This is a genomic window from Marinimicrobium locisalis (assembly GCF_039822625.1).
GTDB classification, from domain to species: Bacteria; Pseudomonadota; Gammaproteobacteria; order Pseudomonadales; family Cellvibrionaceae; genus Marinimicrobium; species Marinimicrobium locisalis.
This window is the reverse complement of the sequence record NZ_JBDLLG010000023.1, coordinates 1-20,082: the sequence shown is the minus strand read 5'-3', so window position 1 is coordinate 20,082 and position 20,082 is coordinate 1. Positions and strand designations below refer to the sequence as shown.

The 20,082-nt window shown below is 59.7% G+C and carries 15 protein-coding genes and 1 tRNA gene; 4 read left to right on the top strand and 12 right to left on the bottom strand.

The features are described 5' to 3' along the window. Positions 1-69 precede the first annotated feature (69 nt). The 3 genes from AAE514_RS14605 to trmJ all read right to left on the bottom strand — a co-directional run bounded on the left by AAE514_RS14605 (position 70) and on the right by trmJ (position 2,672). Positions 70-1,263: an IscS subfamily cysteine desulfurase gene (locus tag AAE514_RS14605; protein ID WP_430623905.1), complete on the bottom strand. Its 1,194-nt coding sequence runs from the start codon at positions 1,261-1,263 to the stop codon at positions 70-72. A 38-nt stretch (positions 1,264-1,301) separates the two neighbouring features. Continuing rightward, positions 1,302-1,778: a Fe-S cluster assembly transcriptional regulator IscR gene (iscR, locus tag AAE514_RS14600; protein WP_347332291.1), complete on the bottom strand. Its 477-nt coding sequence runs from the start codon at positions 1,776-1,778 to the stop codon at positions 1,302-1,304. A gap of 102 nt (positions 1,779-1,880) precedes the next feature. Then, complete coding sequence (trmJ, locus tag AAE514_RS14595; protein WP_347332290.1) at positions 1,881-2,672, bottom strand: tRNA (cytosine(32)/uridine(32)-2'-O)-methyltransferase TrmJ; 792 nt, start codon at positions 2,670-2,672, stop codon at positions 1,881-1,883. A 477-nt stretch (positions 2,673-3,149) separates the two neighbouring features. Here trmJ and AAE514_RS14590 point away from each other — a divergent pair, with 477 nt between their 5' ends. Beyond that, positions 3,150-3,953: an inositol monophosphatase family protein gene (locus AAE514_RS14590; RefSeq protein ID WP_347332289.1), complete on the top strand. Its 804-nt coding sequence runs from the start codon at positions 3,150-3,152 to the stop codon at positions 3,951-3,953. Positions 3,954-4,049: 96 nt separating this feature from the next. On the opposite strand, the gene AAE514_RS14585 is transcribed toward AAE514_RS14590, so the two are convergent. The 5 genes from AAE514_RS14585 to queA all read right to left on the bottom strand — a co-directional run bounded on the left by AAE514_RS14585 (position 4,050) and on the right by queA (position 11,563). Continuing rightward, on the bottom strand, positions 4,050-6,068 hold the full coding sequence (locus tag AAE514_RS14585; RefSeq protein ID WP_347332288.1) for a hybrid sensor histidine kinase/response regulator: 2,019 nt from the start codon (positions 6,066-6,068) through the stop codon (positions 4,050-4,052). A 70-nt stretch (positions 6,069-6,138) separates the two neighbouring features. Next, on the bottom strand, positions 6,139-7,302 hold the full coding sequence (secF, locus tag AAE514_RS14580; protein ID WP_347332287.1) for a protein translocase subunit SecF: 1,164 nt from the start codon (positions 7,300-7,302) through the stop codon (positions 6,139-6,141). 12 nt (positions 7,303-7,314) lie between these two features. Next, on the bottom strand, positions 7,315-9,192 hold the full coding sequence (gene secD / locus AAE514_RS14575; RefSeq protein WP_347332286.1) for a protein translocase subunit SecD: 1,878 nt from the start codon (positions 9,190-9,192) through the stop codon (positions 7,315-7,317). Positions 9,193-9,316: 124 nt separating this feature from the next. Then, complete coding sequence (gene tgt, locus AAE514_RS14570; protein ID WP_347332347.1) at positions 9,317-10,435, bottom strand: tRNA guanosine(34) transglycosylase Tgt; 1,119 nt, start codon at positions 10,433-10,435, stop codon at positions 9,317-9,319. 12 nt (positions 10,436-10,447) lie between these two features. After that, positions 10,448-11,563 carry a tRNA preQ1(34) S-adenosylmethionine ribosyltransferase-isomerase QueA gene (gene queA, locus AAE514_RS14565; protein ID WP_347332285.1) on the bottom strand — a complete coding sequence of 372 codons (1,116 nt, stop codon included), beginning with the start codon at positions 11,561-11,563 and terminating at the stop codon, positions 10,448-10,450. Positions 11,564-11,712: 149 nt separating this feature from the next. On the opposite strand from queA, the gene AAE514_RS14560 reads away from it, so the two are divergent. After that, positions 11,713-11,799, top strand: a tRNA-Leu gene (locus AAE514_RS14560). A 246-nt stretch (positions 11,800-12,045) separates the two neighbouring features. On the opposite strand, the gene AAE514_RS14555 is transcribed toward AAE514_RS14560, so the two are convergent. From AAE514_RS14555 to AAE514_RS14540, 4 genes are read right to left on the bottom strand one after another with little or no spacing between them, the layout of a single operon-like run. Next, positions 12,046-13,197: a DUF3322 domain-containing protein gene (locus tag AAE514_RS14555; protein WP_347332284.1), complete on the bottom strand. Its 1,152-nt coding sequence runs from the start codon at positions 13,195-13,197 to the stop codon at positions 12,046-12,048. Continuing rightward, complete coding sequence (locus tag AAE514_RS14550; protein WP_347332283.1) at positions 13,181-16,486, bottom strand: ATP-binding protein; 3,306 nt, start codon at positions 16,484-16,486, stop codon at positions 13,181-13,183. Before AAE514_RS14550 ends, AAE514_RS14555 begins: the two co-directional genes overlap by 17 nt. After that, positions 16,483-17,214 (bottom strand): DUF4194 domain-containing protein, encoded by a 732-nt coding sequence (locus tag AAE514_RS14545; protein ID WP_347332282.1) that lies wholly within the window; start codon positions 17,212-17,214, stop codon positions 16,483-16,485. Before AAE514_RS14545 ends, AAE514_RS14550 begins: the two co-directional genes overlap by 4 nt. Positions 17,215-17,216: 2 nt before the next feature. Beyond that, positions 17,217-18,716 (bottom strand): DUF3375 domain-containing protein, encoded by a 1,500-nt coding sequence (locus AAE514_RS14540; protein WP_347332281.1) that lies wholly within the window; start codon positions 18,714-18,716, stop codon positions 17,217-17,219. Between the two features lie 453 nt (positions 18,717-19,169). On the opposite strand from AAE514_RS14540, the gene AAE514_RS14535 reads away from it, so the two are divergent. Next, entirely contained in the window at positions 19,170-19,796 is a 627-nt protein-coding gene (locus AAE514_RS14535) for a DUF2306 domain-containing protein (protein ID WP_347332280.1), read from the top strand. A gap of 6 nt (positions 19,797-19,802) precedes the next feature. Beyond that, the gene (locus AAE514_RS14530; protein WP_347332279.1) at positions 19,803-19,931 is read left to right on the top strand and encodes a hypothetical protein; all 129 of its coding nucleotides are present in this window, start codon (positions 19,803-19,805) and stop codon (positions 19,929-19,931) included. Positions 19,932-20,082 lie beyond the last annotated feature (151 nt).

Below are 20,082 nucleotides of genomic sequence, written 5' to 3'. Positions count from 1 at the left end.
ACCGGGCGCCCTGTTAACCGGGCGCTTTGAATTTTCTACGCTCTTGGCTGCGCTCAAAGGCGCATTAGCTCACGCGCTTTTGCGCCCCAGCTTCGTGACCACCTCCCGGATGTGCTGGGTCGCGAACGCCACCTCCTCTTCAGTGGTGAGCCTTCCCAGGCTAATACGCAGGGAGGACTGCGCCAGATCGTTACTCAGGCCGATGGCCTTGAGCACGTAGCTCGGTTCCAGGCTGGCCGAGGTACAGGCCGAACCGGTGGCCACGGCAATCTGCCGCAGGGACAACAGCAGCATTTCACCGTCGCAACCGCTGAACGCCAGATTAAGGTGGCCGCATACCGTGTGTTCCAGGTCGCTGTTGACCTGGATGCCCGGCAAATCGCGTATGCCCTGCCAGAGCTTGTCGCGCAGCTGGGCAATTCGCGCGGTATCGGCCTCCAGGCGTTCGGCGGCCAATGCCGCCGCTTCGCCCATACCCACGCACTGGTGGGTGGGCAAGGTGCCCGAGCGCATGCCCCGCTCGTGGCCGCCGCCGTGTATCTGGGACTCGATCCGCACGTCCGGGTAGCGGCGCACGTAAAGCGCGCCAACGCCCTTGGGGCCGTACATTTTGTGGGCGGACAATGACATCAAATCCACGTACTGGTCCGTTACGGACAACGGTAATTTGCCGGCACTTTGAGCCGCGTCCACATGAAACAGAATGCCTCTGTCCCGGCACAACGCCCCGAGGGCGCCGATGTCATTGATACTGCCCAGCTCATTGTTCACATGCATGATGCTGACAAGGAAGGTGTCTTCCCGCAGGGCCGATTCCAGCGCGCCCGGACGAACTCGTCCGGCGCTGTCGGGCTCCAGAAAAGTCACCTCTACCCCCCGGTCGGCCAGCCACTTCGCCGTGTCCAACACCGCTTTGTGCTCAATCGCAGAGACGATGAGGTGGCCACCGTTCTTGCCGCCATGGCGACGAGCATCCCACGCGCCCTTAAGGGCCAGGTTGTCGGCTTCAGTGGCGCCACTGGTCCAAACAATCTCTCGCGGGTCCGCCCCAATCAGGTCCGCCACTTGTTGGCGGGCGGTTTCCACGGCTTCCTCGGCCTGCCACCCATAGAGGTGGGAGCGGGAAGCCGGATTGGCAAAGTTGCCGTCCCAAGTCAGACACGCCGCCATACGCTCCGCCACGGCCGGGTCCACCGGCGTGGTGGCGGCGTAATCGAGATAAACCGGTTGGCGCACAGCGCCGGGCTTCTCTGGGGGCGTCATTGGCGGCTTCACCTCCGTTACTCGTGATGCGGGCGGGTTTAAATCTGGCTACAGGCGATCTGTTCGGCGGATATGCGCTGCTGAGTATCCTGACGGTCGCGCACGGCCTGAATGTCCCGGCGCTGAACCAAGTCCGCCAGCGAAATATCGTTTAAAAACCGATGAATCTGGGCGCTCAAGTCTTCCCATAAATAGTGGGTCAAACAGACTTGACCGTGCTGACAGTCCCCTTTGCCCTCGCAGCGGGTGGCATCGAGCGACTCACTGACCGCATCCACCACTTGGGCCACGGATATGGCCTCCAGCTCACCACCCAGGCGGTAACCGCCACCGGGGCCGCGCACGCTACTGACCAGCTTCTGCCGCCTTAACTTGGCAAACAGCTGTTCCAGATACGAGAGCGAGATTCCCTGCCGATTGGAAATATCCGCAAGGCTGACCGGCCCCTGCTCACTGTGCAGTGCCAAGTCGAGCATCGCGGTGACCGCATATCGACCTTTGGTTGTCAGTCTCATGGCTGGTTTTGCGCCTCTTTCTCGGTTTTGGCGGGCAGCGCCGGTATTCGGAGCCCCGCCCCTATAACCGAGTATTTTACTCAACTATTTCCATTTGTCCACTCACTTTTCCCTGTCGGCGGCGTCCTGTAAGGCTTTGAGGCGCTTATCGGTGTGGTAAACGTAGTTCTGGGTGGCGGTCAAAACACCCCTGAGAATGCTCAATTCCATTTCATCCGGGCGGATGCGGTGATAAAGGCGGCGCAGGCGGGTCATGGTCTGGCGGGGGTTATCCGGCTCGAGAAAGCCCAGCGTTTCCAACGTTTGCTGCAGGTGTTCAAAGTAACGCTCCAGCGCTTCGCTTTTGGCCGGCGGCATGTCCCATTCAGTCGCCCCCAGCGGGCCACCCTCCTGTTCGGACAGGTGAGCCATTCGCAGCTCATAGCACAGCACTTGCACGGCGGTCGCCAGGTTCAGGGAGCTGTACTCCGGGTTGGCGGGAATGTGCACGTGGTATTGGCACTTGTGCAGCTCCTCGTTCGTCAGACCCCGGTCCTCCCGGCCAAAGAGCAGCGCGACCTCATGCTCGCCCGCCTCCTGCCAGCTTCGTTCTCCGCACTGGCGCGGGTCCACCAGCGGCCAGGGAATCCGACGTTCCCGGGCACTGGTGCCCACCACCAGGCCGCAACCTTCGATGGCTTCTTCCAGGGTTTCCACCACCACGGCGTTATCGAGCACATCAAGCGCCCCCGCCGCCCGCCAGACGGCCTTCTCGGCGGGGTACTCCTTGGGCGCCACCAGGTAGAGCCGCGAGAGCCCCATATTCTTCATGGCCCGGGCCGCCCCGCCGATGTTGCCGGGGTGGGAGGTGTTCACCAGAACGATTCGGATGTTATCGAAACGGTTGCTGCTCATAGCGGTCTCTCATGCAAAGCGGTCTTTAATAAGGGTGCGCGACGAAAAGGCGCGTATTCTAGCACGACCGCGCCTTTCGGTGATCCGCCCCGGTGGCGGTTATTTACCGGTCGCCGCTGGCGAGGCCCCTCCCATGTCGGTATACTGTGCGGCCTTCGGGAGATGGTGGTCCATGCGGCTAACTCTGTAACTCTCAGAGAGCCTGTGCCGGTGCGAATCAAGGCGCGTTTCGCTGGCAAGGGTGGGTCCCTTGTCAAGAAACGCAACGCTGAGTCGCGCCGGCACAGGCTCTCCCGAAGGGCCGCCACACAAGCGTCGTGGACGGTGTTGCGCTCACTTGAATTGGCACGGCCAGTCCTGCGATCGCGCGCCTTGCCCACAACGCTTGTGTGGCGGCTGAGAATTACAGAGTTAGCCGCATGGACCACTAGCCTCCCCCCGTTCTTTCCCATTTCTCAAGAAAAGACTGATTGCCCTATGGAACCCATGCTGAACATGGCTTTGCGCGCGGCGCGCAAGGCCGGTGAACTGATTGAACGCGCCTACGAACGTCCGGATACGCTGAAAATCGAAAACAAGAGCCCCAATGACTTCGTGACCGAAGTCGACCGCGGTGCGGAGCGGGCGATTATCCAGGTGTTGCGCAAGGCCTACCCGGACCACGGTTTCCGCGGTGAGGAAGGCGGCACCATTGAGGGCAAGAATTCGGATTATGTATGGGTGATCGATCCGCTGGACGGCACCACGAATTTTGTTCACGGCATGCCGCATTTTTCTGTCTCGATTGCCTGTCTGTATAAGGGGCAAGTGGAGCACGCGGTGGTTCTGGACCCGGTTCGGCGCGAGGAGTTCACCGCCAGCCGTGGCCGTGGCGCGTCATTGAACGGCCGCCGAATTCGCGTTTCCAGCCGCCGCGGGTTGGAAGGCGCCCTTCTAGGCACTGGCATTCCCTTTGATGGCCCCGCGTTTGCGAAGATTCAGCCGTTTTTGGCATCAGTGGCGGAGTTGGCCGGTCAGACGGCGGGCATTCGCCGGGCGGGCTCGGCGGCGCTGGATTTGGCGTATGTGGCGGCGGGCCGTTATGACGCTTTTTGGGAGATGCATTTGAATGAGTGGGATTTCGCGGCGGGTGTGTTGCTGGTGAAGGAGGCCGGTGGCTTGATCAGTGATTTCCACGGCGGTTCGACCTTTATGGAAACCGGACATATTGTGTGTGGCACGCCGAAGGTGTTTAAGCCTGTTTTGCAGGTGATTGAGAAGCACCTCGGTCACGTTAAGTAGGTTTTCGATTTTGCAATAACGTCTAGTCCGGCGGGAGTGGGGAATACCCCAGGGAGACCTCCCTCACACTGGACTCTCAGCAAACGAAGAAGCCAATCAATCAGAGAGCAAAGCGTTTAAGGTATGCATCAGGTGGTTAATTTCCACCGGCTTGGTGAGGTAATCGTAGAAGCCGGCGCTTTTGCCGCGTTCTATATCGTAGGGCATGGCATTGGCTGACAGACCGACCACCGGAATATTCATCGTCACCGGGTCGCGCTTCAGCACCGACAGCGCCTCGTAGCCATCCATACCCGGCAGATTAATATCCAAAATAATAATATCCGGCCGCTCGCTCCGGGCCTTATAAATGCCCAGAAACGCCTCCTCCGCCACCTCCAGCGTCAGCTGCGGGTAACGGCTTAGAACCTGCTGCATCAAACGGATATTCGACGGATTATCCTCCACATACAGAATGGTGCACGGGCGCTCCACCGCCAAGTGCTCCGGCCGGCTAACCGAGTGAGAGCCCTGGCTTTGGCGGTCCGCCACCAAATCCTGATTCCACTCCGTGGACATGGGCAGGTCCATCCAGAACTCAGTGCCCACTCCCTCGGTACTCTCGAACGCCAGCTTGCCGCCCATCATCTCCACCAGCTGTTTGGTGATGACCAGCCCAACGCCCGAGCCCTCGATTTTTGTGTACTCCGCATTCAAACGATTAAACGGCTGGAACACCTCGTTCTGGCGGCTGACCGGAATGCCCTGGCCGGAGTCCCGAACCGTGATGCGCAGGCGGTTGTCTTCCTGCTCCGTCAGGCGAACTTCCACTTCGCCCCCGACCCGGTTGTATTTGACCGCGTTGCTGATCAAATTGAGCAGCGCCTGCTTAAGGCGCACGTTGTCGGCCACCACGTAGGTGCTTTCCAAGCGGTTCATGTCCGCGCTGAAGCGAACATTCATGGTATCCGCCTGGGGCTGGATTAAGGTGAAGCACTCCGCCACCACTCGGGATACCAGAACCGGCTCCATGGAAAAAGTCATTCGCCCGGATTCTATCTTGGCGAGATCCAGCACATCGTTAATCAGCTGCAGCAGGTGCTCGCCGGCCTTGCGAATCTCCCGGGCGTTATCGACTTGGCTGCTGGTCAGGTTCTCTTCGTACTGAAACAGCTGCGCATAACCGAGAATGGCGTTAAGCGGCGTGCGCAGTTCGTGGCTCATGCTGGAAAGGAAGTCGGACTTGGCTTGGTTGGCCTTCTCCGCCGTTTCCTTCGCCTGCACCACCCGCTCTTCGGCGCGCTTGATATCGGTAATATCCATATTGGTGCCGGACATCCGTACCGGGTTGCCTTCCAAATCAAAGCTGGCCCGGCCGCGTGCGCGTATCCAGCGAATATCGCCGTCTTTGCCGAAAATTCGGTACTCGATGTCAAAAGGCGCACGGCCGGCCATATGGTCGGCCAGAGTCTGGTCGAACTTGGGGAGATCCTGCGGGTGGATGTGGGAGCGCCAGACCGAAATCCGGTTCTGCCCCCGGATCACGACGTCGTCTTTTTCGTCGTAGCCGGCGTGCTCCCAGCAACGGTTGGAGAAGTGGAAGCCTTTGCGGTCGGCGTACCATTCCCAGATGCCATCGTTGGAGGCCTGAATAATTCGCGCCTGGCGTGCCTCACTCTCGCGCAAGGCCGCCTCGACGTTTTTCAGTTCGGTAATATCAAAGTTGACACCGGAAATATAGAGCACGCGACCGTACTCATCGCGAATAGAGTTGGCCCGTACTTGGGTCCAAACGTAGCCATCACGCTTGGTGAGTATTCGGTAGGAGGTATTGAGTGGTTCGCCACTGCGCAGGTGCTCCCGCACCGCCTCCAGCATGCCGTTTCGGTCGTCGGGGTGGATGTAATCCGGCAGTTGATGGGCATCACTGATGCACAGCTTATCCTCATCGTCATAGCCGAGGGATTCCCAGAAACCGCCGGACCAATCAATCCGATGGGTGTTCAGGTCCCATTCCCAGAAGCCGTAACCGCTACCGTTGAATATCCGCCGGTAGCGGGCTACCAGGTCGCGCAGCTGCGCCGCATCCAGGGACTCAAGTTCCTCTTCCCCGCTAAAGGTAACGCGATTCGACATAACGTGCGCTCATGGATCACGCGGAACCGGCCCGCCCGGTTCCGCTTGTTGCTTGAGTCTACACCGAATCCTACGGCAGTACTTCTTCCTGGTCTTCCCCCTCTTTCTGCGGGGGCATCAGGTCCTCTTTCGTCAGATGCATCACTGCCAGGGTATTGGCGGAGACGTAAACAGACGAGTAAGTACCCACAACAACGCCGACAATCAGCGCCGTGGCGAAGCCATTGATCAACTCACCACCGAAGAAAAACAGAACCAGCAACACCAGCAAAGTGGTCAATGAGGTCAGCAAGGTCCGCTCGAGGGTTTGCGTCAACGAGGTATTAATGACTTCATTGGTGGTGCCTCGGCGCATCTTCCGAAAATTCTCGCGAATTCGGTCAAATACCACAATGGTATCGTTCAGCGAATAGCCGATTACGGCCAGTACCGCGGCAAGAACCGTCAGGTCGAAATCGATTCCCAGCAGCGCAAAGAAGCCCAGAACGATAATCACATCGTGGATCAAGGCCGCCACGGCACCGATGGAGAATTTATACTGGAAGCGAATAGCAACATAGATCATCACCACCGCGAGCGCAAACAACATCCCCAAGCCGCCCTGGTCCCGCAGCTCGGCGCCCACTTGCGGCCCCACAAATTCACTGCGGCGCAGCTCAATGGTGGCGCCGGTTGCCTCCTCAAGAGCGCTAATCAGGTAGCGCGAATAGACGTTGTCCAGTGCATTCTCCACCGCCACGGTAACTTGGTCACCGTCGCTCGAGATGCGGGTCTGGCCAAAATAGTCGGCATCGAACAGGTCGGCGTCCCGCAAGGTTTGCGCCTCTACCCCCGAAAAAACCAACACTTCGGAAAACCGAACCTGGTCGCTGGGGGCCTGGCGCACTTCGGTTAGGGTCGCCCCGGACGACAGCGCCGCCACATCCTCGTTCAGCTGATCCAGGGCGCCATCGCTCAAGGCGTCCTGGGTGCGAATCAGTACCTCGGAATCAGAACCGAAAAACACCGCTACCGGGTTTTCCAGCCCCTCGTCAGAGAGCACGTCTCGAATGGTGCCCAGGTCCGCCGGCTGATCAAACCCCAGCTCGATTTGGGAGCCGCCGGTGAAGTCCAGCCCAAACTCCAGACCGCGAACCGCCAGCGCCACGATCGACCCGATCAGCAGCACAATGGAGATGGTGGCGGCGGTTTTCCGCCAACCCATGAAATTAATGACTTTCGCTTCCTGTGACATAGCGGTGCTCTCTTAAATCCAGATCTTTTTCAGGTTGCGACGACGGCCATAGACCAGATTGGCCAGTGCCCGTGTACCCATGATGGCGGTAAACATGGAAGTCAGAATACCGATCGACAGCGTGACCGCAAAGCCTTGTACCGGGCCGGTGCCGATGGCGTAGAGGATGACCGCGACCAGCAAGGTGGTAACGTTGGCATCCATAATACTCACAAACGCCTGCTCGTAGCCTTTGTAAATCGCTCCCTGTGGGGGCATGCCGTTTTTCAGCTCTTCCCGGATACGAGAGAAAATCAGCACATTGGCATCCACCGCCATACCGACGGTCAACACAATACCGGCAATACCCGGCAGCGTCAGTGTCGCGCCCAACAGGGACATCACCGCCACCAACAACAGAATATTGGCGGAGAGGGCCAGATTGGCAAAAATGCCGAACACTTTGTAGTAAAAGAGCATAAAGACGAGCACCAGGCTCAAGCCGATGACCACGGAGTTCAAACCGGTCTGAATATTCTCCGCCCCCAAGGATGGGCCGATGGTACGCTCTTCGACAAAATACATGGGCGCGGCCAGGGCACCGGCGCGCAACAGCAGCGCCAGTTCGGAAGCCTCGGCCGGTGACTCCAGGCCGGTAATGCGGAACTGTTTACCCAACGCGCTCTGGATGGTCGCCAGGCTGATGACTTCGCGCTCGACGTAGTTTTCCCGCACTTCAACACGCTCGCCCGCTTCGTTGGTCTCGTACTCGGTGCGGGTTTTGTGCTCAATGAAGAGTACGCCCATGCGCCGGCCGATGTTGTCGCGGGTGGCGCGGTGCATTTTGGTACCGCCCATGCCATCCAGGGTAATGTTGACCTGCGGCATGCTGGTTTCGGCATCAAAGCTGCTGGTGGCGTTGGCCACATGATCGCCGGTCAGGATAATCTGTCGCTCGAGCTCCGCTTCGCCGTAGCGCTGGCGGTCCGTTTCACTCCGGTAAGGGAAGGATTCTTTCATGGACACCAGCGTGTCCGGCCCGGCCTCCAGCCGGAACTCCAGGTTGGCGGTCTTGCCAATAACCCGCTTGGCTTCGGCCGTATCCTGCACGCCGGGCAGTTGCACGATGATCCGGTTGCCGCCTTGGCGCTGCACCACCGGCTCGGACACGCCCAGCTCGTTCACCCGGTTACGCAGCGTAATGAGGTTTTGGCCCAGAGCGTAGTCTTCCACCTCGTCAACGGCGGTTTCGCTCAGCCGTGCGACAAAACGGTGGTCACCCTCTTCGTTCTGATCCTCGACAAAAAGCAGCGTGTCGTACTCATCTTCCAGGGCCTCAACCGCCTGATCCCGCAAGTCGGCGGAACGAAAGCGTGCAACGATAGCCTGCTCGTCGTTGACCTCAAGGCTGTTGTACCGAATCCGCTCTTCCCGCAGGGTGCTTTTCATTTCATCGGCATTGATTTCCTGACGGGTCTCCAGCGCTGCGGCGGTGTCCACCTCCATCAAAAAGTGCACACCGCCGGAGAGGTCCAGGCCCAGGCGCATGGGCGAGGCGCCCATGGCTTCCAGCCAGCCAGGGGTGGTGGGCGCCAGGTTCAGGGCCACCACGTAGTCAAAACCCAGCGCCTCCTGCAATTGACGCCGAGCGCGCATTTGCGCGTCTTCATGGGCCAGGCGCACCAGAATGTTGTTCTCACCCAGCTCAATGCTGGTGAATTCAACATCGGCCTCGGCGAGCTGCTCGCTCACCCGGTCGACCAGCGCCTGGTCCACCTCAACGGAACCGGACTGCCCCGAGATCTGCACCGCCGGGTCCGGGGTGTAGAGGTTGGGCAAGGCATAGACGAAGCCCAGGGCAACGACTACAAGAATCAGTAGGTACTTCCAAAGCGGATAGCGGTTAAGCATAGACAGTTCCGTGACTTATTCGACGGTATCGGATACAAACGAAGGCCCGGATTATACCGATTTCCCCCTAGACAACAATCAGAGCGCCTCAATGAAAGCGGCGCTCCGTGGCGCTTTTTGTGACTCAGCCCGCAACGGCGGGCACGGGCAGGCCCTTGGCCTGATAAAAATCCCCGACAAAACCTTCCAACTCCCCCGCCTCCAGCGCGGTGCGCAGGCCCGCCATCAAGGCCTGATAATGGCGAAGGTTGTGAATGGTCCCCAGCTGCGCGCCCAACATCTCCCCACACTTATCCAGGTGGTGCAGATAGCTGCGGCTGAAGTTCTGACAGGTGTAGCAGTCGCAGTGCGCATCCAGAGGCCCGGTATCGTGACGGTGGCGGGCGTTGCGGATTTTGATCACCCCTTCGCGGGTAAAAAAGTGGCCGTTGCGGGCATTGCGGGTGGGCATAACGCAGTCGAACATGTCGACCCCACGGCGCACCCCTTCAACCAAGTCTTCCGGTTTGCCCACGCCCATCAAGTAGCGGGGCTTGTCCTTGGGCATATGCGGCGCTAAACCGCTCAACACGCGAAGCATGTCTTCCTTGGGCTCCCCCACCGACAGGCCGCCGATGGCATAGCCGTCAAAGCCAATCTCCTTCAGGCCCGCCAGCGACTCTCGTCGCAGAGATTCGTACATACCCCCCTGCACAATGCCGAACAGCGCCGAGGGGCTGTCCCCATGGGCGGTCTTGGAGCGGGCCGCCCAACGCAGGGAAAGCTCCATGGATTTGCGGGCTTCCTCTTCGGTGGCCGGGTACGGCGTGCACTCGTCAAAAATCATCACGATGTCCGAGCCCAGGTCCCGTTGGACCTGCATCGCCTCCTCCGGCCCCAGAAATACCGGGCTCCCGTCGATCGGCGAGCGAAAGGAGACTCCTTCTTCGGTGATTTTCCGGATATCCCCCAGGCTGAAGACCTGGAAGCCGCCGGAATCGGTCAGGATGGGCCCGGACCACTGCATAAAATCGTGCAAATCCCCGTGGGCCTTGATGACCTCGGTGCCCGGGCGCAGCATCAGGTGAAAGGTATTGCCCAGAATAATCTGGGCACCGATGGCCTCGATATCCCGTGGCAGCATGCCCTTAACCGTTCCATAGGTACCCACCGGCATAAAGGCGGGTGTTTCCACCGTGCCGCGAGGGAAAGTCAGCCGGCCACGCCGTGCCTGCCCCTCCTGGCGGTCCAGCTCAAACTGCATAAAAGACATGGTTTAATCCTCGGAGGGCGTGCCCACCGGCTCGCGCGGCGCATCGGGGTTTCGGGTAATAAACATGGCATCGCCGTAACTGAAAAAACGGTACTGCTGCTCCACCGCCGCTTCATACGCCGCCAGCGTGTGGCGGTAGCCAGCAAAGGCGGATATCAACATCAGAAGCGTGGATTCGGGCAAGTGGAAATTGGTCAGCAGGGCATCCACCGCGCGGAACTCGTAGCCTGGGGTAATAAAGATGTCGGTCTCGCCGCGGTAAGGCACTATGCCGCCTTCGGCCACCTGTGGGGCGCCCTCCTCCGCGCTCGGCCCGTCTTCGGCCTGCATGGCGGCGGTTTCCAGGCAGCGGACGCTGGTAGTGCCCACCGCGATTACCCGTCCACCGCCGGCCCGTGTGGCGCGCACCTTCCGGCACACCTCCTCGTCAATTTCCATGACTTCGCTGTGCATACGGTGCTCGGCGATGTTCTCCACCCGCACCGGCTGAAAGGTACCGGCCCCAACGTGCAGCGTCACAAACGCCAGCGTCACGCCTCTTTTTTGTAGTTGTTCCAGCAAATCCGCATCAAAGTGCAAGCCGGCGGTGGGCGCGGCCACCGCCCCGGCGCGCCGCCCGTAAACAGTTTGATAGCGCTCCCGGTCCAGGGCCTCGTCCTCGCGCTCAATATAGGGCGGCAGCGGCATATGCCCGAGCCGCTCCAGAGCCTCCAGCGCCGGCTCTTCCGGCGGGAAGTTCAGCTCAAACAGGTCATCCCGGCGCCCGGTCACGGCCAGGCGGGTCCCGTCTTCGAGCACGATGGTACTGCCGATTTTGGGGGACTTGCTGGCCCGGGTGTGAGCAAGCACTCGCTGATCGCTCAGCAAGCGCTCAATCAAAATCTCCACCTGCCCCCCGGTCTCTTTGGTGCCAAACAACCGGGCGGGGATGACTTTGGTGTCATTAAACACCATCAAATCACCGGGCCGGACCTGGTCCAAAATATCGGGAAACTGGGCGTGCTGAAGCTCACCGGTGGGCCCGTCCAAACACAACAAGCGGCTGCCCCGCCGCTCGGAGGCGGGTTCACGGGCGATCAGTGACTCGGGTAAGTGGTAGTTAAAATCCTGGCGACGCATAGACATTCGGAGTTGGCTAAGAAAAGCCCGCAAGGGTACCCCAAAAGCCCCGTTCTGGCTATCTCAAGCCTCCCGAGCAATCTCCGGTTGACGCCGCTCCGCACGCTGCTATAATCCCGCCCCGAAACGCAGCAAAGCAGCAAACCTGTGCCAGAGTGGCGAAATTGGTAGACGCAGGGGATTCAAAATCCCCCGCCCGCGAGGGTGTGCCGGTTCGAGTCCGGCCTCTGGTACCACTTCTTTATTTATCCTCCCAAGAAAATGCTATAAGAATAGCGAGGCATCCACTTTTCGGGGAGGCTTCTTCCTGGTACGCACAACCCTTTCCGGGTCCGCTTTCATAGGCGCAAAATCAAATACCGGAGACAAACCCACCCTCCTTGCTCAAACCACCCTATAAAGCTCACCTTGAGGACATCATAATGCGCACAAAAAGACTCAACCCCACTCTTTGAGCAATATAGTGCTCATCAATATCTTGCTTATACCGACTGATTCAACCAGCCTTCTAGTGCGCCTCTTACCTCCTCAGGCGCCAGATACTCCTGCTCCAGGCGACCTCGGCTGAGACTCAGCAGGTATTGATACAAAGCCGTTTCGGGCTCAGTCAGCCCCTCTGGAGCGCTCTGCTGAGCGGCTACCGGTTCTGGAACGGCGGAGCGCGGGGCATGGCGCTGGAATAGTGGTTGGTTCATTAGCAGTGGCGTCAGTTGGGGCTGGCAGGTACGAGCTCGGGCGAGCATCAGCAGGCCCCAGGTGTCCATATCGCCCCAATAAGCCAGTGACTTTTCGCCCCAGTGGCTGGCACCCAGCCACTGCAGGTCCAACCCGGCCCCCAAAATGGCAACCGTGTCGGGTAATTCGGGCAGTTGGTGCAGACACCGTTCGTTTTCAACGATCAACACCCGTGTACCAGGAACAGCCGTGTTCGTCAGCTCCGACGTAGAAACCCGTAGCCGCTTGAAAGGTAGCAACCCATCGCACAACGGCGCGACCAAAACCCAGTGGTCTCCTTCGTCCAGAGCGTCCAGAAGCGTGGTGAGCCCCTGTTCACTGGCGGCGCCGTCAAAGCGCTCATCGAGTAGTCGGGTCAGGAGCGCGCCGTTGCGCTCAAAAAACTTGGTGTCCACCCCGTGACCGGCAAGCAACCGCAAAGGGCGGCCTTGTGCGCAGCCCGGCGTTAGGGTTTGAGCGAGCCGCAAAGTGCTGATGACTTCGTCCAGCGGTTTGTTCAACCATAGCGACCGCCGACGAATCAGCAAGGAACGAAAACGCTCATCCGCCTCCCCCACTAGTTGTTCCAGCGCGGAAAACTCGTTCCGGATGGCCGAATCCTCCATCGCCGCCACCCATTCTGTGGGAGTGCGCAGCCACCAACAGACGGGCATGGATACCGGTTCGGCCCCGGCCCGATAGTTGACGGGCTGCCATTGAACCTCGCCCACACCGACCGCCTTCCAAGCCTGCACATGGGCTTGAACCTCGCGAGGGTTCTCGGCGAAAGCCTTCGCGCTAGGCCGGCCGATGGGCAGAGCCAGGGGCCAGGGATCACCGCTCAGCAGGCGCGCCTCGCGCACCGACGCTTGGTGCCACTGGCGAGCCAGACGTTGGCGACATTCACTGGGCGACTTCATGCCGCGCTTTCATCCGCTGTTGGTGGTATTCCCCCAGAGCCTCCCAGCTGAGCGAGGTCAGGCTCGATTTCATGCCCCGACGGTGTACCACAATGGCCGAACGAGTATGGTTGCGCAGCAGGCGCATTTCTTTGTTGGGCGTAATAAACACGGCGTGCAAGCCGAACTCCCGTAAAGCGGCGATAATACGGCCGGCTACCGCATGAGAGCTGCGGGAGAACGCCTCATCCAACACGATCGTACCAAACAACGGCCGAGCACTCCCGTCTGGACAGAGCGCATAACTTAACGAGGCGGTCAGTACGTAGGAGGCAATAATTTCTTTTTCACCGCCGCTGCCGCCCTGGGAGCCGGTGCGGGTTTCGATCACCTGACCGGTAGCCCGGTCCACCACAGACACCGCAAACTCCACGCGAAAGCGGGGGTCGAGCAACGCCTTGGCGCCCTGCGTACGGCGGCGCTCGCAGGCATCGCGCAGCAGGTTCACCAAGTGTTGTAACGCTTTGTACTGGCTTTCACCGGCATCATCATTGTAGCGAGCCGAGGCCAGTTGCCGTTGCGCCCGCTGCAGAGTGCGCAAGCTCTCGTGCACCACCTTTTTGGACACTAAGCGCAGGTAGCGCCCGGGCTGAAAGTCCACTCGGCGCAAGGTGCTATTCAAGTCTTCAATACGCTCTTCGATAATAGACACTTCGTTGTCGACAAAACTCAGCAACTGAGTCACCCCTTCATCGGAAGAGCGGTTCAGATAATCGAGAAACCGGTTGAGCTTTTCCGGCAAGGCCTCTTCGGTCAGCACCTGCAGTCGCTCCAGATACTTGGGGACATCCTCCAGTTCTCGCCCCACTTCCGACAGCGCACCACGGTCTTCTTTCAGAGCGTCAGACATACGTTTAATCAGCGTCCCTTTCAACTCACTGCATTTATCGCGCTGTTTGTCGGTCTTCTCTCGCAAGGCGTCAGAGGCCTGAGCTTCCAAGTCGCGGGCCTCCTCGCGCTGGTCTTCAGAGAGCCGCTCAAAATGAGCCTCGGCCAATGCCCTCTCCGTCTCGCTTAACCCCGCTTCAGACCGGCGGTAGGCTTTCTGGCGTTGAGCGGTGGCCCGTTCGTGGTCGCGCTGCAGTTGCTTCACGTCGGCGTACACCTCGTGGTAGCGCTGCTCGGTCTCTCGCAATAACCGCTTGGCTTCATTCAGGGCTTTTTTGGCTTTTGCCGAATCCGATTCGGGTGAGGTCAATTGTTCGAGACGTTTGCGGAGCGATTCCAGCATTTGATCGGCGCCGGGCAAGTCGATGTCCTCAAAATCCAGCTCTCTTAACCGGCCCAGTAGCCTTGACTGTCCAGTCAAGGTGCTGACCTTGGCCTTGGCCGCCTCCACCTGCCGGGAGGCCTCTCCGTGTTCCGTTTGAGCCTGGTCGATTTGCGCCTTCAGGGCCGCCAGCCGGTCCCTGTTGTCAAAGCCGGTAAGCCAGTCCTCATCAAGGCGTTTCTGGTCCTGTTTGTCGAAAAAACGGGCCTTGCCGGACAGGGTGCCCTGCAGGGTCATCGCGTGCGCTGTGTCGCGCAATTGCTCAGCATTGTCGACGCAGTGCCGGTCGATACCCGCCAACAGATGCTTGACCGCTTCCCGGTAAGGGTGGCTCTTGTACTCCAGCTTACGGGTGTAGCCATCGTCGAAAAAGCGCGCCTGCTGCTCAGTGCTTTTGACTTCCAGCAGGCGCACATGCAACTGGTTGTGCCGCGCATTCACCCACTCAAGCGCCGTTTTCATGGACTCCGGGGGTACCAGTATGCGCAGTCGTTGGCTACCAATGGCCCGTTCAATGGCGCCACGCCACGCACTTTCCGCGGCTTTAACCTGCACCAACTCCGCGACGAACGGCAAATCGTCCTCGGAACGGTCAAGCCGTTCAGCCAGTTCCGCGCGAAAGCGCTGAAATTTGGCGGGCAAGTTGGAGCCGGGCCGAGCACTGACGTCCTGGTACTCCTGGCGAAGCACCTTTAGCTGTTGATTCACCGAACGCTCGTCCGCGCCGAGATGAAATGCCTGCTCCTGAGCTTCCGCTAACGATTGGTGCAGGGTCGACTCGCGCTCAGCCACTTGGGCCTGATTCTTGGCAAGCGTTTCGGCATCCAGCGATTCCGGCAAATCCAGTACGGCCACCAGCTGCTGATAATCCTGCGCGTAGCGTTCCCGTTTGGCTCGGGTGTTGGTCCACTCGCCAATTCGCGCCTGCAGCTCATCAATGCTGCCGCCGCCGGCCTGCATGTACACTTGTTGGGCATCCGCAACGGCCTGATTGTGCTGCTCGCTCTGCTGCGCCAGCGCCTCCTGACGGCTGTGCGCCTGAGCCTGTTGCTGCTCTAATCGCTCCACCTCCGTTTTCCACAGCCGGTGGGCCTGTTCGCTGTACCAAATGGGTAGAAGGCGACCCAGGGTTTCCTGCTCTTCAAGGGTCGCGCGGTGGCGTTGATACTGCTCCCAGCCATCCGCCACCGGCACCAGCGAGTTCTGCTGACGACGGGCGATCTCCAGCTCTTCGTGAATATCTTTCAGGTCATCAAACCCGGTGGCAACCTCCGCCGCCCGGTCAAAGGCGGAATGATCGTCCAGCACCAGTTCGCGAAAGATCTCATCGATACTGTTTAACTGTTTCAGGCCCGCCGCCCGGTTCAGCAAGGTGAAGGCGTTTTCCCCCACATCAAAATAATCCCGCAAGCGGGCCAAGTATTGCTTCTTGCTGGGAAAGGTCCAGATTCCGGTGCCCTGCTTTTCCATCTGACGCAAGGCGCGCATGCCGCCCTCTTGATGGGTCGTCAGCCAGTGCTCCAGGGTATGCTCCGGGGCTTCGGTAAAAAGCCAGAGTTTTTTCATATCGGTCGCGGCCGAACTAGTGCCTTCAAACCAGAGAATGGCACCCAGACGCACCAGGCGATCACGGTTTTCAAAGGTGGCCGTAATGGCCGTCACGGTTTTACCGGGGCGAGTGATGTGGGACTGACCCGCGCCGCCATCACCCGGGCCGGTAACGCCGCGCACGTAGGAGGCCAGATCACGGTCACTTTCATGTCCCCCCGTGGACGCAAGGTTGTAGCGAGGGCTGGCACACAACAGTGTCATCAACGCGTCCACCAACGTGGTTTTGCCACTGCCGGTGGGGCCAATGACCGCCGTACCGGCCGGGTCAATCTCGGCCTGATGGCGACCGCTAAAGCCGCCCCAGTTGAACAGGTCCAACTGAGCAAGCACATAGGTTTCGTCGGCGGCCCAGAGCGTGGTTGGCTTCATTCGTCGTCGCCTCCTGCTGCTTCACCCGTTCGTTCACCGACCTCTTGCTGTGACACTTGGGTTTTCAGCCACGCGAGCAGTGCTTGCAGGTTATCCGGGTTGGCCAGGTGCGCAATAATGGGCCGGATGGTGACCCGCTCGTGGGCATCCAGGCTTGAGACCACGCCGTGGCCCTTAAGCTGGTCCAGCAATTGAATCACCCGGGTGCGCTCTTTGGCATCACTTCCCAAGTCCCCCAGGTACACCTGCAGCTGCGGAATCAGCTCGTCCACCGCCACCAACGCTTCGCCCGCACCCGTGCCGGACTCCTGTTCATAAGCAATAAAATACTGACGCAGAATGGCCACCAGTAGTGACTGTTCCAAATTCAGCCGCTGGCGGCGAACCAGCGGGTGGCTCCAGTCATCCTCCTCGGGGGAGTCTTCCCGGCGCACTTTGAGAAACACCAGCCCGCGCACCTCGTCCGCGCCCATTTCAAGATCGAGCGGCTCGAGAATCGACGCCACCGCCTCGCTGTGGGTCAGGACAATACGATACAAATTGGGCTTTTGGCTCTCCTCCAGCAATCCGAATTTCAGCAACTCCTGAACAGCGTCACGCACGCGCCGGGTGGTACGTGGCTGGCCTGTGGCCTGGGGTGCATCCGGTTCGGTAGTGGAGGCCGTTGGCGCTTGCGGCTCGTCACTTGCTTTCTGGTTCACGGTCAGCTCATCAAAAATACTCGCCATGGTCACAGCTCCCAGTCAATCGCTTGTAAGGGCTCATGACTCAGCCCCGTCATGGGTACCCGATAAAGCCAGCGCTGCTGTTCGGCGTCTACCAGCTCAAACTCCTCGACCTCATCCCCGGCTATATTGATACCCGCCTCGCGGGCCATACCCAACCACAGGGCCATGGTTTCCAGGTCGTGGGCCGGAGGCAACGCACGAGCCAGCTCCCCGATACTCATGGGGCGAGCGGCTTTGGCCAACTCCGTCAACGTCTGTTCAATGACCAAGTGCCGGTCGAGACCATCAAAGGCCTCCCAGAACTCCTCTCCCATCTGCTCCAGGCCGGTGCTGGCGGCGGCCAAATCCAGCTCTTCCCGGGCGTCGTCTTCAACGGATTTGAACCGCAGCCGCTCGGCCAGCGGTAACCCATTGACCGCTACACCCACCGGGGGCAGTGGCGTTGGAGTGCGCCGCACGGCTTGACGCTGCCAATCCACGCCCAGGGCGACGTTCATAATTTCCGATAGAAGATTGCCCACCCGGTGATGCTCGGCGGCCAGCCCGGTTTTCAGGAAACCTTTAACGTCGCGTTCACTGCGAGAGCGCGCCTGAAAGACGGCCTGAGACTCCTTGACCAGCCGCATCACCAGCCATTGCAAGTCGCGCCGCTGGTCCCGATTGAGCGCTTTGGAGACGGCAGGATGTTTAAGGATGGCGCGCAGCCGTTCCTTCATATCATCCAGTTCGAGTTTCTGACGCAGTTGCTGCTGGAAGTTCTCGAACACTCGCCCTTCGGGGGTGCTGAGCAACGTCTCATGACCCTCGAGCAGGCGGTCAACAATCTCGCCCCGGTGGTATTGCTCACTGATAATGGACTGGCGCAGCTCCCGATCCGCCTCACGCCAGGAATCTTCCACTCGGCGAAAGTCCGCCCGCAGACTGGTAGACAGATTGTATACTTCGCGAATCCCCTCGATGGCCTGCGCCTCACTCAGCACCGGCACTCTCCCTGCCTCGGCGTCCGCCAGCTCTTGCTCAAGCCCGTGGATACGACGGCGCAGGCTGGCAATGCGGCTGGCAGGGTTGGGGTTCAGGCCCACTTCGAGGTTCTCGATTTCCCGCTGAACAACCGACAGGCGAGAGGCGGTGGAGGTCATGATTCGCCCGTCCAGCGAGTCCACAAACCCGAGGGCGCGTTGCAGAGCATCGGTGGCGTACAGCCGGTCGTCCCGCTCCACCACCAAGCCGCGCTTGATCCATTCGCGCAGCTCGCGGCCTGCCTGCAGCGGCGTATTGTCCGGATCGATATTGTAAGCATCGTCGCTGGCGTAGGCCGCTAGCATTTCCGATAGTCCTTGCAGCGCATCCTCCATGGGCACGCCGTCGGTAGCCAACTCAAACAACGACTGAAGGCAGCCGAGCACCAGAGGTGCGCGGCGCGAGGCCAGCAACTGCCAAGCCGGGTGCTGATGCCGGGCGGTCACGTAGCGGCGGGATTTGTCGAGGGCAGACGTATCCATGAGTCCTGCTTCAAGTCGGATGGGTTGACGGGGCCAACCCCTTACGATTGGATTTAAAGGCGTACTGTATCACGACCACCGAAGACAGCCGGTACCCCTTGTAGACTCGCCCATCCTCGATAACGCCTACCGCACGGGAAGACTGAGAGCGGCCCCCAACCAGCCCCGCGGGCCCCTCCAGCTTTCCGGCTGGCAGAAGATCAGCAGCACTTGTTTCCGGCACGAGGCGTCGAACAAGGCCACTTCATCTGGTCCAGGCACTGAGCCCGAATCCAACCGCCCCCCCAGATGGCGCGATAATCATCAAAAGGCCAATTCCTGCTTGACTCCAACGTCCAGGGAGCATTTAATAGACATGCTTTGTTTTACAAAGCGCATTGCTTTTAAAAGCGATGTGCGAGGCAGCAAACCGTTCACCGAGCTCGCGTTCAGTCCCAAAAGGCCGAGGGGTCTTTGAGCATTACCTCGCCCAACTGGAACCGATTGTGGGTGCTGGCGCTCGCGCACCCGAAAACCCGCACCGGCAAAGGAATTCAAAAGATGTTGGGAACCATACATATAATTTTCGCGGTAGTGGCCCTGCTCCTCGGGGCGGCCGTCATCTTGCGCCCGAAAGGTGGCCGACGGCATAGAACCCTCGGCTACCTTTACGCCCTATCCCTGCTCATACTGAACGCCTGCGCGCTTTTGGTTTATGAGGACTGGGCCAACGCAGGGCCCTTCCATATTCTTGCGGTCGTCAGCCTCGCCACGTTGACCGGCGGGTTCATTCCGGCCATTCTGCGCCGCCCGGCATCGCGCTGGCTTGAGATGCATGCCTATTTTATGAGCTGGTCATACGTCGGATTGGTGGCCGCCGGTGTCGCGCAGCTCACAACGATGGTGTTTACCCTGCCCGCACAGTTTGCCGCGGGAGTACCCTCTGCTCTGGTTGTCATCATTGGAGGTGTCCTGCTCCACACGCGGGTTCCAAAGATTCTTTTCGCGTTTGCGCCGGGCGGGCATCGGCCCTTGAATCAAAATAGCGTCGTGACCTCAGCCTCACCCATGCGATCAAAATCTTCTGAAACACCCAGGTGAGCCTTCATGAAACCGAAACGTCGGGGGTTGCCCGGTTCGGGGGCGTCAATGGCCATTACACGGGCGACCGGCTTTGGCGACAACAAACTGAATGTCTTACCCGCTTCCCGCATCTTTGAATATAGACGCGAGTAGTTATCGACAAGGGTAGGTGTGTATTTCTGGGATATGTAGTCTTCGACCTTGCGTCCACTTGCGAGGAATCGAGATCACCTCTCGTAATTAGTGCCCGTCCATAAACGGCAATTTTTCAGATAGTTGCCGGTTTTCCTCATTGGCTGTCAGC

Coding starts and splice junctions, on each gene's coding strand:
- queA (WP_347332285.1), bottom strand. CDS start 11,563: ATGCGTCGCCAGGATTTTAACTACCACTTACCCGAGTCACTGATCGCC.
- iscR (WP_347332291.1), bottom strand. CDS start 1,778: ATGAGACTGACAACCAAAGGTCGATATGCGGTCACCGCGATGCTCGAC.
- AAE514_RS14550 (WP_347332283.1), bottom strand. CDS start 16,486: ATGAAGCCAACCACGCTCTGGGCCGCCGACGAAACCTATGTGCTTGCT.
- secD (WP_347332286.1), bottom strand. CDS start 9,192: ATGCTTAACCGCTATCCGCTTTGGAAGTACCTACTGATTCTTGTAGTC.
- AAE514_RS14590 (WP_347332289.1), top strand. CDS start 3,150: ATGGAACCCATGCTGAACATGGCTTTGCGCGCGGCGCGCAAGGCCGGT.
- tgt (WP_347332347.1), bottom strand. CDS start 10,435: ATGCAGTTTGAGCTGGACCGCCAGGAGGGGCAGGCACGGCGTGGCCGG.
- AAE514_RS14605 (WP_430623905.1), bottom strand. CDS start 1,263: ATGACGCCCCCAGAGAAGCCCGGCGCTGTGCGCCAACCGGTTTATCTC.
- AAE514_RS14545 (WP_347332282.1), bottom strand. CDS start 17,214: ATGGCGAGTATTTTTGATGAGCTGACCGTGAACCAGAAAGCAAGTGAC.
- AAE514_RS14555 (WP_347332284.1), bottom strand. CDS start 13,197: ATGAAGTCGCCCAGTGAATGTCGCCAACGTCTGGCTCGCCAGTGGCAC.
- trmJ (WP_347332290.1), bottom strand. CDS start 2,672: ATGAGCAGCAACCGTTTCGATAACATCCGAATCGTTCTGGTGAACACC.
- secF (WP_347332287.1), bottom strand. CDS start 7,302: ATGTCACAGGAAGCGAAAGTCATTAATTTCATGGGTTGGCGGAAAACC.
- AAE514_RS14530 (WP_347332279.1), top strand. CDS start 19,803: ATGAAACCGAAACGTCGGGGGTTGCCCGGTTCGGGGGCGTCAATGGCC.
- AAE514_RS14585 (WP_347332288.1), bottom strand. CDS start 6,068: ATGTCGAATCGCGTTACCTTTAGCGGGGAAGAGGAACTTGAGTCCCTG.
- AAE514_RS14540 (WP_347332281.1), bottom strand. CDS start 18,716: ATGGATACGTCTGCCCTCGACAAATCCCGCCGCTACGTGACCGCCCGG.